General features: G+C 66.5%; 16 protein-coding genes. 8 read left to right on the top strand and 8 right to left on the bottom strand.

From position 1 onward, the window contains the following. Positions 1-107: 107 nt before the first annotated feature. The 5 genes from POF53_RS12635 to POF53_RS12615 all read left to right on the top strand — a co-directional run bounded on the left by POF53_RS12635 (position 108) and on the right by POF53_RS12615 (position 4939). A complete protein-coding gene (locus POF53_RS12635) occupies positions 108-1124 on the top strand; it encodes an ABC transporter substrate-binding protein (protein ID WP_475858416.1) in 1017 nt (338 codons plus the stop codon). After that, the gene (locus tag POF53_RS12630; RefSeq protein WP_198745492.1) at positions 1121-1969 is read left to right on the top strand and encodes an ABC transporter permease; all 849 of its coding nucleotides are present in this window, start codon (positions 1121-1123) and stop codon (positions 1967-1969) included. The genes POF53_RS12635 and POF53_RS12630 overlap by 4 nt, the downstream gene beginning before the upstream one ends. Positions 1970-2021: 52 nt before the next feature. After that, entirely contained in the window at positions 2022-2633 is a 612-nt protein-coding gene (locus POF53_RS12625) for a cell wall hydrolase (RefSeq protein ID WP_498967951.1), read from the top strand. Between the two features lie 239 nt (positions 2634-2872). After that, positions 2873-3736: a LysR family transcriptional regulator gene (locus POF53_RS12620; protein ID WP_203646814.1), complete on the top strand. Its 864-nt coding sequence runs from the start codon at positions 2873-2875 to the stop codon at positions 3734-3736. A 285-nt stretch (positions 3737-4021) separates the two neighbouring features. Next, complete coding sequence (locus POF53_RS12615; RefSeq protein ID WP_234561018.1) at positions 4022-4939, top strand: AEC family transporter; 918 nt, start codon at positions 4022-4024, stop codon at positions 4937-4939. A 459-nt stretch (positions 4940-5398) separates the two neighbouring features. Here POF53_RS12615 and ureG read toward each other — a convergent pair whose 3' ends face one another. The 8 genes from ureG to POF53_RS12575 are packed head-to-tail and all read right to left on the bottom strand — an operon-like array spanning position 5399 to position 10944. Then, the gene (gene ureG, locus POF53_RS12610) at positions 5399-6022 is read right to left on the bottom strand and encodes an urease accessory protein UreG (protein ID WP_203646818.1); all 624 of its coding nucleotides are present in this window, start codon (positions 6020-6022) and stop codon (positions 5399-5401) included. A gap of 11 nt (positions 6023-6033) precedes the next feature. Further along, positions 6034-6708: an urease accessory protein UreF gene (locus POF53_RS12605; protein ID WP_203646820.1), complete on the bottom strand. Its 675-nt coding sequence runs from the start codon at positions 6706-6708 to the stop codon at positions 6034-6036. After that, on the bottom strand, positions 6708-7253 hold the full coding sequence (locus tag POF53_RS12600; RefSeq protein WP_232855211.1) for a HupE/UreJ family protein: 546 nt from the start codon (positions 7251-7253) through the stop codon (positions 6708-6710). The genes POF53_RS12605 and POF53_RS12600 overlap by 1 nt, the downstream gene beginning before the upstream one ends. 19 nt (positions 7254-7272) lie before the next feature. After that, a complete protein-coding gene (ureE, locus tag POF53_RS12595) occupies positions 7273-7758 on the bottom strand; it encodes an urease accessory protein UreE (protein WP_234561021.1) in 486 nt (161 codons plus the stop codon). 10 nt (positions 7759-7768) lie between these two features. Beyond that, positions 7769-9472, bottom strand: a complete 1704-nt coding sequence (gene ureC / locus POF53_RS12590; RefSeq protein WP_234561022.1) for an urease subunit alpha — start codon at positions 9470-9472, stop codon at positions 7769-7771. Next, a complete protein-coding gene (locus tag POF53_RS12585) occupies positions 9469-9786 on the bottom strand; it encodes an urease subunit beta (protein ID WP_232855380.1) in 318 nt (105 codons plus the stop codon). The genes ureC and POF53_RS12585 overlap by 4 nt, the downstream gene beginning before the upstream one ends. A 10-nt stretch (positions 9787-9796) precedes the next feature. Continuing rightward, positions 9797-10099 (bottom strand): urease subunit gamma, encoded by a 303-nt coding sequence (locus POF53_RS12580; RefSeq protein WP_038706005.1) that lies wholly within the window; start codon positions 10097-10099, stop codon positions 9797-9799. 11 nt (positions 10100-10110) lie between these two features. Next, positions 10111-10944: an urease accessory protein UreD gene (locus POF53_RS12575; protein WP_498967946.1), complete on the bottom strand. Its 834-nt coding sequence runs from the start codon at positions 10942-10944 to the stop codon at positions 10111-10113. Between the two features lie 283 nt (positions 10945-11227). Here POF53_RS12575 and POF53_RS12570 point away from each other — a divergent pair, with 283 nt between their 5' ends. The 3 genes from POF53_RS12570 to POF53_RS12560 all read left to right on the top strand — a co-directional run bounded on the left by POF53_RS12570 (position 11228) and on the right by POF53_RS12560 (position 13940). Further along, complete coding sequence (locus tag POF53_RS12570; RefSeq protein ID WP_050706017.1) at positions 11228-11596, top strand: glyoxalase superfamily protein; 369 nt, start codon at positions 11228-11230, stop codon at positions 11594-11596. Next, positions 11596-11946, top strand: a complete 351-nt coding sequence (locus POF53_RS12565; protein WP_498967943.1) for a hypothetical protein — start codon at positions 11596-11598, stop codon at positions 11944-11946. The genes POF53_RS12570 and POF53_RS12565 overlap by 1 nt, the downstream gene beginning before the upstream one ends. A 347-nt stretch (positions 11947-12293) precedes the next feature. Further along, positions 12294-13940 (top strand): ATP-binding cassette domain-containing protein, encoded by a 1647-nt coding sequence (locus POF53_RS12560; RefSeq protein ID WP_498967941.1) that lies wholly within the window; start codon positions 12294-12296, stop codon positions 13938-13940. Positions 13941-13942: the final 2 nt, after the last annotated feature.

The raw sequence follows: 13942 nt of genomic DNA, 5'->3' as shown, positions 1-13942 counted from the left end.
CCCTTTAGGAGCGGCCTTGTGCCGCGAAAGGGCTGCGCAGCAGCCCCGGCAACTTCGTCGTCTACACTTCTGCCCGAACCCAAGGACCGGCAACCGACGAGGCCCCGATGAAGAAAGTCCCCACCCTTCTGGCCAGCCTGCTCCTCGCCTTCGGCCTGGCCAGCACCGATTCTGCCGCTGCTGCGGACCAACCCGCCCCCATCCACTTCGGCGCCATCGGCTGGGAAAGCGGTGCCCTGACCACAGAGATCCTGCGCCTGATCGTCGAACACGGTTACGGCTACCCCACCGACACCCTCCCCGGCAGTACCGTCAGCATGGAAGTGGCCCTGGCGCGCAACGACCTGCAAGTAATCGCCGAGGAATGGGCCGGACGCAGCCCCGCCTGGGTCAAGGCCGAACAGGCCGGCCAGGTGTTCGCCCTGGGCGACACGGTGAAGAACGCCGAGGAAGGCTGGTGGGTGCCGGCCTACGTGATCAAGGGCGACCCTGCACGCGACCTGAAACCCTTGGCCCCGGACCTGCGCAGCGTCTACGACCTCAAAGACTACCCCCAAGTGTTCAAGGACCCCGAGGTACCCGGCAAAGGCCGCTTCCTCAACAGCCCCAGCGGCTGGACCTCCGAGACCGTCAACAGCCAGAAGCTCAAGGCCTACGGCCTGGACGGGCTGTACAACAACTTCCGCAGCGGCTCCGGCGCCGCCCTCGACGCCGAGATCGGCTCGGCGATCCGCCGAGGTCAGCCTGTACTGTTCTACTACTGGAGCCCTACTCCGCTGATGGGCCGCTACGACCTGGTTCGCCTGGAGGAACCGGCGTTCGATGCCACCGCCTGGGCCACCCTCACCGATGCCGCCAACCCCAACCCGAAAGGCAGCCGCTCGTTGCCGGCCAAGCTCTCGATCGGCGTGTCGAAGGCATTCCGTGACGCCCACCCCGAGCTGGTCGCGGTGTTCGAAAAGGTCGACCTGCCCATCGCCACCCTGAACAAGGCCCTGGCACGCATGAGCGAAACCCGCCAGCCGCCCCGCGAGGCCGCCCTCGCCTTCCTGCGCGACAACCCCGCTGTGTGGAAGGCCTGGATGCCCGCCGAAAACGCCGCCAAGGTCGAGGCCGGCCTGTGAGTGGTGGTTTCCCCGAAGCCCTGCAATTCTCCTTCGCCGCCTGGGTCAACCGCCTGGTCGACTGGCTGGTGCTGCACTATGGCGATCACCTGCGCAGCATCTCCGACCAACTGCTGCAACTGCTGGTGGGCCTGGAGAACCTGCTCCGGTTACTGCCCTGGTGGCTGCTGTTGCTGCTGGTCGGGCTGCTGGCCTGGCACGCCAGCCGCAGCCTGGCACGGGCGTTGGTGTTGCCGCTGCTGCTGGCGCTGATCGGCATGCTCGGGCTGTGGGACAAGCTGCTGCAGACCCTCGCCCTGGTGCTGGTCAGCACCGGCCTGTGCGTGCTGGTCGGCGTGCCGCTGGGCATCCTGCTGGCCACTCGCCCCCTGGCCCGGCGCCTGATCCTGCCGGTGCTCGACGTGATGCAGACGCTGCCGGCCTTCGTCTACCTGATCCCGGTGCTGATGCTGTTCGGCCTGGGCAAGGTGCCAGCGGTGTTCGCCACCCTCATCTATGCCCTGCCGCCGCTGGTTCGCCTGACCGATCTGGGCCTGGCGCAGATCGACCCGTCGCTGCTGCAGGCCGCCCACGGCCTGGGCGCCAGCCGCTGGCAGCGCTTGCGCCGCATCGCCCTGCCGCTGGCCTTGCCGAGCATCATGGCCGGGCTCAACCAGTCGGTGATGATGGCATTGTCGATGGTGGTGGTGGCGTCGATGATCGGCGCCCGCGGGCTGGGCGAAGACGTGCTGGCCGGGATCCAGACCCTGAACGTCGGCCAGGGCGTCGAGGCGGGGCTGGCGATCGTCGCCCTGGCGATGGTCATCGACCGCATCAGCCAGGCCTATGGACGACCTGGGCGCTGAGTTGAAGCCGTGCAGCTAGACTGTAGACAGCCCACCCTCAGGAATATCGACCATGCACCTACCGTGGATGCTGTTCGGCCTGTCCCTCGCCCTGTTCGCATGCCTCCTCCCCGCCGCTGACAGCCAGAAAGCCGCGGTCGCCGAAGACAAGGCTCAGGTACTGGAAGAAAAGGTGGCCGAGGATGCACCACCGCCGAAAAAGCAGGAGACCCTGACCCCTGGAGAAGTCCAGGCGGTCGACCCGGCGGGCCAGTCGCCGATGGATGACAGCATCACCTGCCTGGCGCGCACCATCTACTGGGAGGCCAAGGGTGCCAATGCCCAGGACATGGGTGCGGTAGCCAGCGTGGTGCTCAATCGCCTGGGGCACGAGGGCTTTCCCGACAGCATCTGCGCGGTGGTCAAGCAAGGTGTAGAGAGCAAGAGCTGCCAGTTTTCCTGGTGGTGCGATGGACGCCCCGATCAGGTGGAAGAAGAGGAACGCTATGCAGTGGCCAAGGAAATTGCCCGCAAGGCCCTCAACCAGCAGTTGAAGGACCCCACCGGCGGCGCGCTGTATTTTCACGACCGCAACGTCAACCCGGATTGGGCCAAGGCCTACCGCAAGACGGCCGAGACCACGCACTTCCTGTTCTACAAACCGAACCAAGCGCTAGCCCGATGATGACCGGCGGCAGTCCGACATTGATCCGTGGGCGCCTCGTACGACAATGAAATCGGTCCATCTGAGCCAAGACTTCGCCCATCAGTGTTCCCACAATCTTGTCCTCCAGCATCCTTCGCGTGATCAGACCTCAGGCCAACGCTCGCCTTCAGCGTGGAACCATGTTTTCGCGTATCGTACCCGCCTCCCCCCTCCTGCACGGCCCAACCTGCCAAGCCACGAACCGGAGCCTGCCCCGCGTGTCCCTCAAAGCCTTGCGCACCCTGGTCACCATCGCTCGCCACGGCACCTTCGCCCGCGCCGCCGACCTGCTGAGCCTGACCCCCTCGGCGGTGAGTCTGCATATCAAGACCCTGGAGGTCGAACTGCAGGTCTCCCTGTTCGACCGCAGCCGCCGCCAGGTCATGCTGACCGAGGCTGGCCAACTCGCAGTGGTCCGTGCCGAAGGCATCCTGGCCGCCTACGACGAGCTGGCAGACACCCTGGCCAGCGGCCCAAGCTTGCGTGGGCGTCTGCGCATCGGCGCAATTCATACCGTGCTTGCCCGGCGCCTGCCCAAGGCGCTGGTGTGGATCAAGGCGCACCACCCCGAACTGCATGTCAGTGTGGTTTCGGGCATGTCGGCAGAGCTCGCCCGACGGGTCGAGGATGGGGAGCTGGACGCGGCGATCACCACCGAGCCGGTCAGCCCCTACCCGCAGAGTCTTCAGTACACGCCGCTGTTCGAGGACCGCTTCTGGGCCATCGCCAGCCCGGAACTGGCCGGCCAGAACCTGCCGACGCTGCTCGCCGAGCAGCCGTTCCTGCGCTTCGACAAACGCGCCTGGGCCGGTCGGCAGATCGAGCAGGAGCTGCGTCGTCAGCGGCTGCAGGTGAACGAGCAGATGGAACTGGACAGCCAGGAGGCCTTGGCGCGTATGGCGGCCATGGGGCTGGGGGTGGCGGTGATTCCCATGAGCGACGACGACCTCGAGCGGCTGCCAGCAGCCACCGTGCTGCCCTTCGGCGAACCGCAGCTGATCCGGCGTATGGTGCTGCTGGAGCATGAGAAGAGTCAGCGCCGGCATTTGAGTGCAGTGTTGAGGACCGCGTTGGAGGCCTGATCACAGTGTCGCGCCGCGAACCATGATTGCGCGGTCAGCGCGCACCCTGTGGGAGCGGCTTCAGCCGCGAAGCAAGCGACGCAGTGGATGGCACCGGCTTCGCCGGTGTTCGCGGCTAAAGCCGCTCCCACAGGATAAAATTAAATCAATGAGTCACGCATTGGTCATGGAGCGCGGATTTTCAGTTCGTGCAGTTTTTCTCAATAGTCGCTCAAGAAAACACCGTTTTTTCTGCTCACTCCACTCCGCTAGTCTGTGACGGTACCCGACCACGGACCCGCCCCCATGCTTCATCTGCTGCTCACCACCCTCGTCCCGATCATCCTGCTCATCACCCTCGGTACCTGGCTGCGAGTGCGTGGCTTTCTCGCCGAAACCTTCTGGCCCGGCGCCGAGCGCCTGAGCTACTACGTGCTGCTGCCGTCGCTGTTCCTCCACGGCCTGGCCACCGCCAACCTCGACGGCGTGCCGGTGCTGGGCATGGTGGGCGTGTTAATGCTCTCGACGCTGCTTGGCGCCCTGTTATTGGTGCTCTACCAGGGTGTTGCCAATTATGACGGTGCCGATTTCACCTCGGTATTCCAAGGTGGCGTGCGCTTCAACAACTACATTGGCGCGACCCTGGCCGCCGGTATCTACGGCACGGCCGGCATCGCCCTGGCGGCTGTGGCCAACGCCGCCATCGTGCCGCTGGTCAACCTGCTCTGTGTGCTGGTCTTCGCTCGCTTCAGCGCACGCCACAGCTCGCCGGCCGTGGTACTCCAGGCGATCTTTGCCAACCCGCTGATCATCGGCTGTGCCGGGGGGCTATTGCTGCGATTGACGGGCGTGGGCCTGCCAGCAGGCCTGGAGCCCACGGTCAAAGCCCTGGGCCAGGCGGCGTTACCTTTAGGACTGCTTTGCGTTGGCGCAGCACTGGGTGGCGCGCGGATCGGCCAGCAGGCCAAGCCCTTGGTAGTCTCGGCACTGTTCAAGTTCCTGGTCATGCCAGTGACCACCTGGGCATTGTGCCGGCTGCTCGGGCTGGGCGGCCAGGCGGCTGTGGTGGCCGTGCTGTTCCAGGCCCTGCCCACCGCCTCGTCATCCTACGTGATGGCCCGACAGATGGGTGGTAACGCGCCGCTGATGGCGACCATCATCGCCCTGCAGACCATCATCGCCGCCGTGACGCTGCCAATGGTGCTGACATTGGCGCTGAGTTGAAACAATTCGCTTTGAGGGTGGGCAGCCCACGCTCAGGAGAAAGGCCAGCAAGCAAAAAAAGCGCCGCTGAGCATGACTGCCCAGCGGCGCGGGTATCGCATTGAAACAGCTGACTTGACTTAGTCGAAGTCGAAATCAGGCTGGCAGGATCCCATTGCCGTCGGGTAGTAACCCTCTGGGCATTCGATCGGCATCGGCAACCAGGACGATTGAGCCTGAGCTAAGCCAGCAGTGGCCAACAGAGCGACAAATGCGAACATTTTCATAACAGTTTCCTTCAGTAAATAGTGTGGTTTAACCGCGACAAGTGAAACTTCTCATTCCGCCCTGTCATCAGTCCGACACACGATATCCCTTGTCGCAGGAAACGACTTTCACCAAAGGCCCATCCATAACCCGGAAATCAACGCCTAAACCGTAGGAAATATGTCGAAAATGCCGAGTTAGGCACCAATTTCATCACTTATCCTTCTCCAACATCCCCCGCTCGACAATGAAGTCGATCACCGCTTGCAACCCCTCACCCTTCTTCAGATTGCTGAAGGTCCACGGTCGCTCCGGGCGCATGCGCCGGGTATCACGCTCCATCACTTCCAGCGAAGCACCGACATAAGGCGCCAGGTCGGTCTTGTTGATCACCAGGAAGTCCGACTTGGTGATCCCCGGCCCGCCCTTGCGCGGGATCTTCTCGCCCTCGGCGACGTCGATCACGTAGATGGTCAGGTCGGCCAGTTCCGGGCTGAAGGTGGCGCTGAGGTTGTCGCCGCCACTCTCGACGAAGATCACTTCGAGGTTGCCGAACCTGCGCGCCAGATCTTCGACGGCGGCCAGGTTCATCGAGGCGTCCTCGCGGATCGCGGTGTGCGGGCAGCCGCCGGTCTCGACGCCGACGATGCGCTCGGGCGCCAGGGCCCCGGCCTCGGTGAGGATGCGCTGGTCTTCCTTGGTATAGATGTCGTTGGTCACCACGGCGATCTGGTAGTGGTCGCGCATGGCCTTGCACAGGCACTCGAGCAGCGCGGTCTTGCCGGAACCGACCGGGCCGCCGACACCGACGCGCAGGGGTTGCTGGTAGTTTTCCATCTAGGCAGTCCTCAGGAACGGAACAATCGGGTGTATTGGGTTTCGTGACGCGATGAGGCGATGGCCAGCAGCGGCAGGCCGCCGCCGAGCTGGTCGTCATCGAGGGCCAGGGCATGGTCGAGCACGGCGGGCAGCGCCTCGCCCAGGTCGCGCAGCAAGGTCTGGGCGGCCTGCTGGCCGAACGGCACCAGCTTCACCCCTGCCATCACCGCGCCTTCCAGCCAGGCGAAGCCATGGCCCAGGGCGAGCTGGCGCAACGGGATCGACCAATGCGCGCCGAGCCAGGCCATGCCGCCCAGCTGGCTGAGTTCGAGGCTGGCGCGCCAGGCCGGAGCCTGCGCCAGTTGCCAGCCATCGAGCAGGCGCGCCAGGGCGCTGCCGCGCTGGCGCTCCTCGAGGCGCAACTCGGCGGTCTCGCGGTTGGCCAGCAGGAACAGGCTCCAGTGGGCGAAGGCCTCGGCATCGTCCGCCTGGCAGGCCCGGTAGAGGCGCGCCAGCAGCGGCCAATCGAGATGGCCGAGGGTGTCGTGCAACTGCTCGCGCTGCCAGGCGGCAAAGCCCTTGGCATCCTTCACCCAGCCAGCTTCCACGGCCCACTCCAGGCCTTGCGAATAGGTGAAGCCACCCACGGGCAGCCCGGGGCTGGCCAGCTGCAGCAGGCGCAGCAGCGCCAGGTCGCTGGTCATCAACCGGCCAGCACCAGCGCGGCACCGGCCAGCAGGCCGCCGCCAAAGGCTTTCTGCAGGCCGGCATGGCGGCGCAGCAGGCAGCCGACACCGAAGCCTACAGCCAGCAGCAAGCCGCTGACCGTGACGAAGCCGACGCTGAACTGCCAGAACGCGCTGGGCGTGGCTTCCACGCCATGGGCCCAGCCGTGGAACAGGGCGAACACCGGCATGATCAGCGACAGCAGCAACTGGCGGCTCGGCAGCAGCATGGCGGCAGCGGCCACCAGCAGCGAGCCGAGGATCATCTGCTCCATGCCGACCACGTCGCCGAACAGATGGCCGCACACCGCGCCGCCGAACATCGCCGCCAGGGTCGCCAGCGGCAAGGTCAGGTTGCGCCGGGTCAGGGCGGCGAGCACGCCGGTGCCGAGCAGCATCAGCAGGTGATCGAGCCCGGTCAGCGGATGCAGCAGGCCGTCCTGCAGCGGGTTGGCGTCGTGGCCGGGGTGGGCGAAGGCCGGCAGGGCCACCATCAGCAGTACCAGGGCGAAAGTCTTTTTCATTGTGGGCTCCAGGGTGAGGTCAGGAATGGGCTGGCAGGCGTACGAACGGATGGGCGTGGCCATGGGAATGACCATGGGGCGCGCTCTGGTAGGCACCGGCCTCGGGCTCGAACGGCGCCTGTTCGGCGACCACCTCCAGTCCCAGGCCGCGCAGCATGTCGTCGAGCACATGGTCGTGCTGGTAGCGCAACAGGCCCGGTTCGATCTGCAGCGGCACATGGCGGTTGCCCAGGTGGTAGGCGGCGCGGGCCAGCAGGTGCGGGTCGGTGCAGCGCACCGTGGACACCGCCTCCGGCGCGGCCAGTACCTGGATCACTTGAGTGCCTTCGGCGTCGCCCAGCAATTCGCCGCCACGCAGCAGATGGCCGCGCTCGAGCATCAACCCGGCCTCGCGGCCATCGTCGAGGGTGACCCGCAGGCGGCTCTTGATGCGGCTGTCGACATTGAGAGTGACGGTGCCGGTGATGGCCTCGGCCTGGGTGATGCGACGGGTAAGGACAATCATGTTCGCTCCTTCAGAACAGGAAATAGCGCTGCGCCAGCGGCAGCTCGTGGGCCGGCTCGCACACCAGCAGCTCGCCGTCGGCACGCACCTGGTAGGTCTGGGCATCGACCTCGATCAGCGGTTGCAGGGTGTTGTGGAGCATGTCGGCCTTGCGCACCCGCCGGCAGCCATGGGCCACGCCGATCAGGCTCTGCAGCTTCAGTTCATGGGATAGGCCACGGTCCACGGCGGCCTGGGGCAGGAAGGTCATGCGCGTGGCATGCCGCGCCGCGCCCAGGGCGCCGAACATCGGCCGGTAGTGCACCGGTTGCGGGGTCGGGATCGAGCCGTTGATATCGCCCATCGGCGCCGTGGCGATCATCCCGCCCTTGAGCACCAGGGCCGGCTTGACCGCAAAGAATGCCGGCGCCCACAGCACCAGGTCGGCCAGCTTGCCCACCTCCACCGAACCGACTTCGTGGGCGATGCCGTGGGTCAATGCCGGGTTGATGGTGTACTTGGCGATGTAGCGCTTGACCCGGAAGTTGTCGCTGTAGGCGCCGTCCGGCGCCAGCGGGCCGCGGCGCAGCTTCATCTGGTGCGCCACCTGCCAGGTGCGCAGCACCACCTCACCGACCCGGCCCATGGCCTGGGAATCGGAGGAGGTCATGGCGAAGGCGCCCATGTCGTGGAGGATATCCTCGGCGGCGATGGTCTCGCGGCGGATGCGCGACTCGGCGAAGGCCACGTCCTCGGCAATGCTCGGGTCCAGGTGGTGGCAGACCATGAGCATGTCCAGGTGCTCGTCCACCGTGTTCACGGTGTAGGGCAGCGTCGGGTTGGTCGAGGACGGCAGCACATTGGCCTGCCCCGCCGCGCGGATGATGTCCGGCGCGTGGCCGCCGCCCGCCCCTTCGGTGTGGAAGGTATGGATGGTGCGCTCGCCGATGGCGGCCAGGGTGTCCTCGATGCAGCCCGACTCGTTGAGGGTGTCGGTGTGGATCGCCACCTGGATGTCCATCTCCTCGGCCACCCCCAGGCAGCAGTCGATGGCGGCGGGCGTCGAGCCCCAGTCTTCGTGCAGCTTGAGGCCCACGGCACCGGCGGCGATCTGCTCGCGCAGGGCCTCGGGCCGCGAGGCGTTACCCTTGCCCAGCAGGCCGATGTTGATCGGCAGGCAGTCGGCGGCCTGAAGCATGCGCGCCAGGTACCAGGGGCCGGGGGTGCAAGTAGTGGCGTTGGTGCCGGTGGCGGGGCCGGTGCCGCCGCCGATGAACGTGGTCACGCCGCTGGTCAGCGCCTCTTCCACCTGCTGCGGGCAGATGAAGTGGATATGCGAGTCGATGCCGCCGGCGGTGACGATCTTGCCTTCGGCGGCGATCACCTCGGTACCCGGCCCTACAGGCACCGTGACACCAGGCTGCACATCGGGGTTGCCGGCTTTGCCGATGGCGGCAATACGCCCGTGCTTGACACCGATATCGGCCTTGACGATGCCCCAGTGGTCGATGATCAGTGCGTTGGTCAGCACCAGGTCCATGGCCTGCGCCGCGAGCATCTGCCCCTGGCCCATGCCGTCGCGGATCACCTTGCCGCCGCCGAACTTGACCTCCTCGCCGTAGATCGTGAAGTCCTTCTCCACCTCCACCCACAGCGCGGTATCGGCCAGGCGCACACGGTCGCCGACGGTGGGACCGAACATGTCGGCGTAGGCCTGGCGGGAAATGCGGCTCATGCCCTGCCCTCCAGCGCGCCCATCACCTTGCCCTGGAAACCGTACACCTCGCGCTTGCCGGCATAGGCCACCAGTTGCACGGTGCGCGCCTGCCCCGGCTCGAAGCGCACCGCGGTGCCGGCCGGTATGTCCAGGCGATAGCCACGGGTCGGCTCGCGCTCGAATACCAGGGCGTCGTTGACTTCATAGAAGTGGTAGTGCGAGCCCACCTGCACCGGGCGGTCGCCATGGTTGGCCACGCTGACGCTGACAGTCTGGCGGCCGAGATTGAGCTCGATGTCGCCCGCGGCGACCTGGACTTCTCCGGGGATCATGCCGGCTTCCTCAAACGATGGGTTCATGCACGGTCACCAGCTTGGTGCCGTCGGGAAAGGTCGCCTCGACCTGGACGTCGTGCAGCATCTCCGGCACACCGGCCATCACCTGTTCGCGCACCAGCACCTCGCGCCCCAGGCTCATCAGCTCGGCTACCGTGCGGCCATCGCGGGCGCCTTCGAGTACCGCGGCGCTGATCAGCGCCACCGCTTCCGGGTAGTTGAGTTTCAGGCCACGGGCCAGGCGCCGCTCGGCCAGCAAGGCGGCGGTGAACAGCAGCAGTTTGTCTTTCTCTCGCGGGGTCAGCTCCATGGCGGCTCTCTTCAGGTGGCCCAGATGCGCGGCGGGCACGGCGCCAGGCCGAGCACGGCCGGGCGCAGCAGGTGCCAGAGGCGCTGCAGGTTACGTTGCAGGTGTTGGTTGTCATGGTCGAGCAGGCGGATCACCAGCAGCGGGCCGAGCAGGGTCGCGCCGGCGGGCGTGGCCAGTTCGTCGAGGGCCTGGCGCACCTGGTCGAGCAGCGCCTGGTCGGCCGGCGCGGCGCAGAACGTGGCGATCAGCGGGTGCCCGGCCAGCTTGTCCAGGTGCCCGCCTTGGATGCGCAGGCGCTCGTGCAGGCCGGGCTCGCCGGGCAGTTCGATGCGCAATCGGCTGTCCAGGGCGCCCTGCTCGAAGCGCTCGCTCATCACCGGGCGGCCCAGGCACAGCGTCTCCCAGGCCAGCAGGCGGGCACCGGGCTCGAGGGTGAAGCGGCTGTCCAGGCAGGCCCGGGCGCCGTTGAAGAAGATGCTGTCCTGGGGCAGCCACTCCAGGGTGCTGCCGGCGGCGAGGTGAAAGCGCTGGGCCAGGCGCGCGGTGGGGCCGATGCTGCGGTAGAACTTGCTGGCGCCGGGCATGGTCAGCAAGGCGTGGCTGCCGGTTTCCAGATGTATGTCCAGCTCCAGGCGGTCACCGGCGACGATCCCGCCGGGCGGGTGCAGCACATAGACATGGCACGGCGCGCCCTCCGGGTAGAACGGCCGCTGCACCAAAAGAGGTCCGACATGACGCCGCGCACCAAGGCGGGTCACGCCCTCGCGCTGGACGAAGCGCAACTGCAGATGGGCGCTCCAGCCCGGGTCAGCCTGCGGTGGGTCGATCTGTTGCGCCAACGACATCCTGGAACCCCTGAAATCCGTGGCCTGGCGGCCGGATTGAGGGTCAAGCGCGGGGGCTTGCGGGCACGCCGGGCTGACCACTCGATCAATATTCGCTGAGGGGATATAGCAGGGAGCGGGCCAACTGCGCAGATGAACGATGATGAAACTTTCGAACCGTCAGTCATGCCGCAAGGCTGCGGCCCAGAGCGGCTGCGCCCCGGCGCGCAATTCGGGTGCCAGCCTCGATGGCGAAGTGCGCTAAAGTGACCACCCTGCCCTTTTTCGAGCCAAGGACGTCCTCATGCAATTCGCCCCTGCCATTCCGATCCTGCGGATCTTCTCGGTCGACAAGGCCCGGGAGTTCTACCTCGACTTCCTCGGTTTCCAGCTCGACTGGGAACACCGCTTCGCCCCGGACCTGCCGCTGTACATGCAGGTCCACCGCGACGGTCTGATCCTGCACCTGTCCGAGCACCACGGCGACGCCACGCCGGGCGCGGCAGTGTTCGCCCGGGTCGAGGACCTCAAGGCCCTGGAGCGTGAACTGCTGGCCAAACAATACGGCTATGCGCGACCGCACGCCGAGGCAGTCGATTGGGGCCTGGAGATGCAGGTCGCCGACCCGTTCGGCAACCGCCTGCGCTTCTGCCAGCAGATCGACAACGTCTGATGGCCGGCGGCAAGCGTGCCCTGGCGCGCCTGGAGCGGGAGATGGTCGCCTGCCTGACCGAGGCCTGCGCCACCGCCCAGGGCGAGATCGTCGGTTTCGCCTGGCTCACCCATCAGGTGGACCTCGACGACTTCCCCGCCAGCCTGCGCATCACCTGGGTGTTCACCGACGACACCGACAAGGCCCGGGCCCTGGCCGGCGCGGACAAGGCGCGGATGATCGCGCTGACCGCCCAGGCGCTGAGCGACGCGGGGATCGAACTGGACCATGTGGCCTGGCATGTGCGCTTCGACAGCGAAGAAGCCTGCTGGCGCGATCATGGCGGCGACTGGAACCGGCGTTTGCGCTGAGCCCTTCAAGCCCTGCGCGGTCCCTGTAGGAGCGGCCTCGTGCCGCGAAGGGGGCGCGTAGCGGCCCCAGGTTTTCAGCGTTGACGCATCAATCGCCGGGGCTGCTACGCAGCCCTTTCCGGCCGGTCCGACGCCTCGGCAAGGCCGCTCCTACAGGGGATTGCGCATGTGCTGACGACGCGCATAGGCGAAAACGTTGCCTTCCAACGCGTTGCTGGACTAGTCTTGCACCCATTCCACACCACGAGGTATTCGTCCAATGCGCCATTGATGCCGCCGTCAGCCTGACGGCCAGTCTTCAGCCTCCGGTTCACACCGGGGATGTCGCGGCATGAGTGGAGTTGTGCATGACGAACTCGTCGATCCTGACGCTGGACAGCGTCACCCTGGTCCTGCCCGATGGCAGGCCACTTTTCACTGACCTCAACGAATCCTTCGACCTGCGCCACACCGGCCTGGTCGGACGCAACGGCGTGGGCAAGAGCTTGCTCGGGCAACTGCTGGCCGGCCTGCGCGAGCCCAGCCAGGGCCACTGCCTGCGCCATGGCCGGGTGCATCATCTCGACCAGCAGGTACTCGCCAACAGCGCCACTCTCGCTGACCTGGCCCGGATCGGTGGCACCCTGCGCGCCCTCGAACGGATCGAACGCGGCAGCATCGACCCGGCGGACTTCGACGCAGTCGGCGATCGCTGGGACATCCGCTCGCGATTGCAGGCTCAGTTGCAACGCCATGGCCTGGGTCATCTCGACCCGCACTGCCCGGCCAATCGCCTGAGCGGCGGCCAGGCCATGCGCGTCGCCCTGCTCGGCGCCTGGCTGAGCGAGGCCGACTACCTGATCCTCGACGAGCCAAGCAACCACCTGGACAGCAGTGCCAGGGCCATGCTGCTGGACATGCTCCAGGGCTGGGACAAGGGCCTGCTGGTGATCAGTCACGATCGGGCACTGCTCGGGCACATGGCACGCATCGTCGAACTGTCGCCCCTTGGCTTGCGCGCCTATGGCGGCGATTTCGCCTTCTACCGGCAGCAGAGCACCGCGCAGGCCGAACTGGCCGCGCAGGAATTGCTGCGCCTCAAGCAGCAACGTCAACGCCAGGCCGTGGCATTGCAACGTCAGCGCGAGAATCTCGAGCGTCACCAGGCCAGCGCCGGGCGCCAGGCCAGGCAGGCGAACCAGGCGCAGATTCTGCTCGACCGCCAGCAACAGCGCAGCCAGGCCACCGCCGGGCGCCAGCGCCGCGAGCTGCGGGATGCCAAGGCGACCCTGGACGAACAAGTGCGCGAGGCGGCACGTCAGGTCGAACGCGAGGTGCCGATCATGCTGCACGCCCCCACGCCGCAACGACATGCCGGACGCGAGGTGCTGGCCCTGGAAGGGTTGTACCTGCCACGGGGCACGACCACGGCGCTGGACCTGCGCCTGTGCCTGGGCCAGCGACTGGGGGTGGTGGGCGACAACGGCAGCGGCAAGTCCACCCTGCTGCGGGTGCTGGCCGGTGAACTGGCGCCGCGCGCGGGCAGCCTGCGGCTGACTGGCGAAGTGGCCCTGCTCGACCAGCACGGCAGCCGCTTGGAACCGCAACATAGCGCACTGGAACACCTGCGCGCCGCCAATCCTCGCCTGCAGCGCGACGAACTGCATCGTCGGCTGGCGCAACTGGGCATCGATGCGGCACGCATCGCACTGCCCGGTGCCCTGCTAAGTGGCGGCGAACGGCTCAAGGTCGCGTTGGCTGCCGTGCTGTACCGGGAACAGCCATTGGACCTGCTGCTGCTCGACGAACCGAACAACCACCTCGACCTGCCGTCGCTCGAGGCGCTGGAGCAGTTGTTGCGACAGTTCAAGGGGGCACTGCTGGTGGTCTCGCATGACCACGTTTTTCTGGAAAACCTGATTCTGAAGGACTATCTGCGTTTAGGCTCATCCCTTTCAAGGTCTTTTGGCGCGAGGGCTATTGACCGCATCAGGGCTACCAGGTGTTCGCCTTAACG

The sequence above is a fragment of the Mitsuaria sp. RG genome, from assembly GCF_028369275.1.
GTDB classification, from domain to species: Bacteria; Pseudomonadota; Gammaproteobacteria; order Pseudomonadales; family Pseudomonadaceae; genus Aquipseudomonas; species Aquipseudomonas peradeniyensis.
This window is presented reverse-complemented; position numbering and strand designations above follow the sequence as displayed.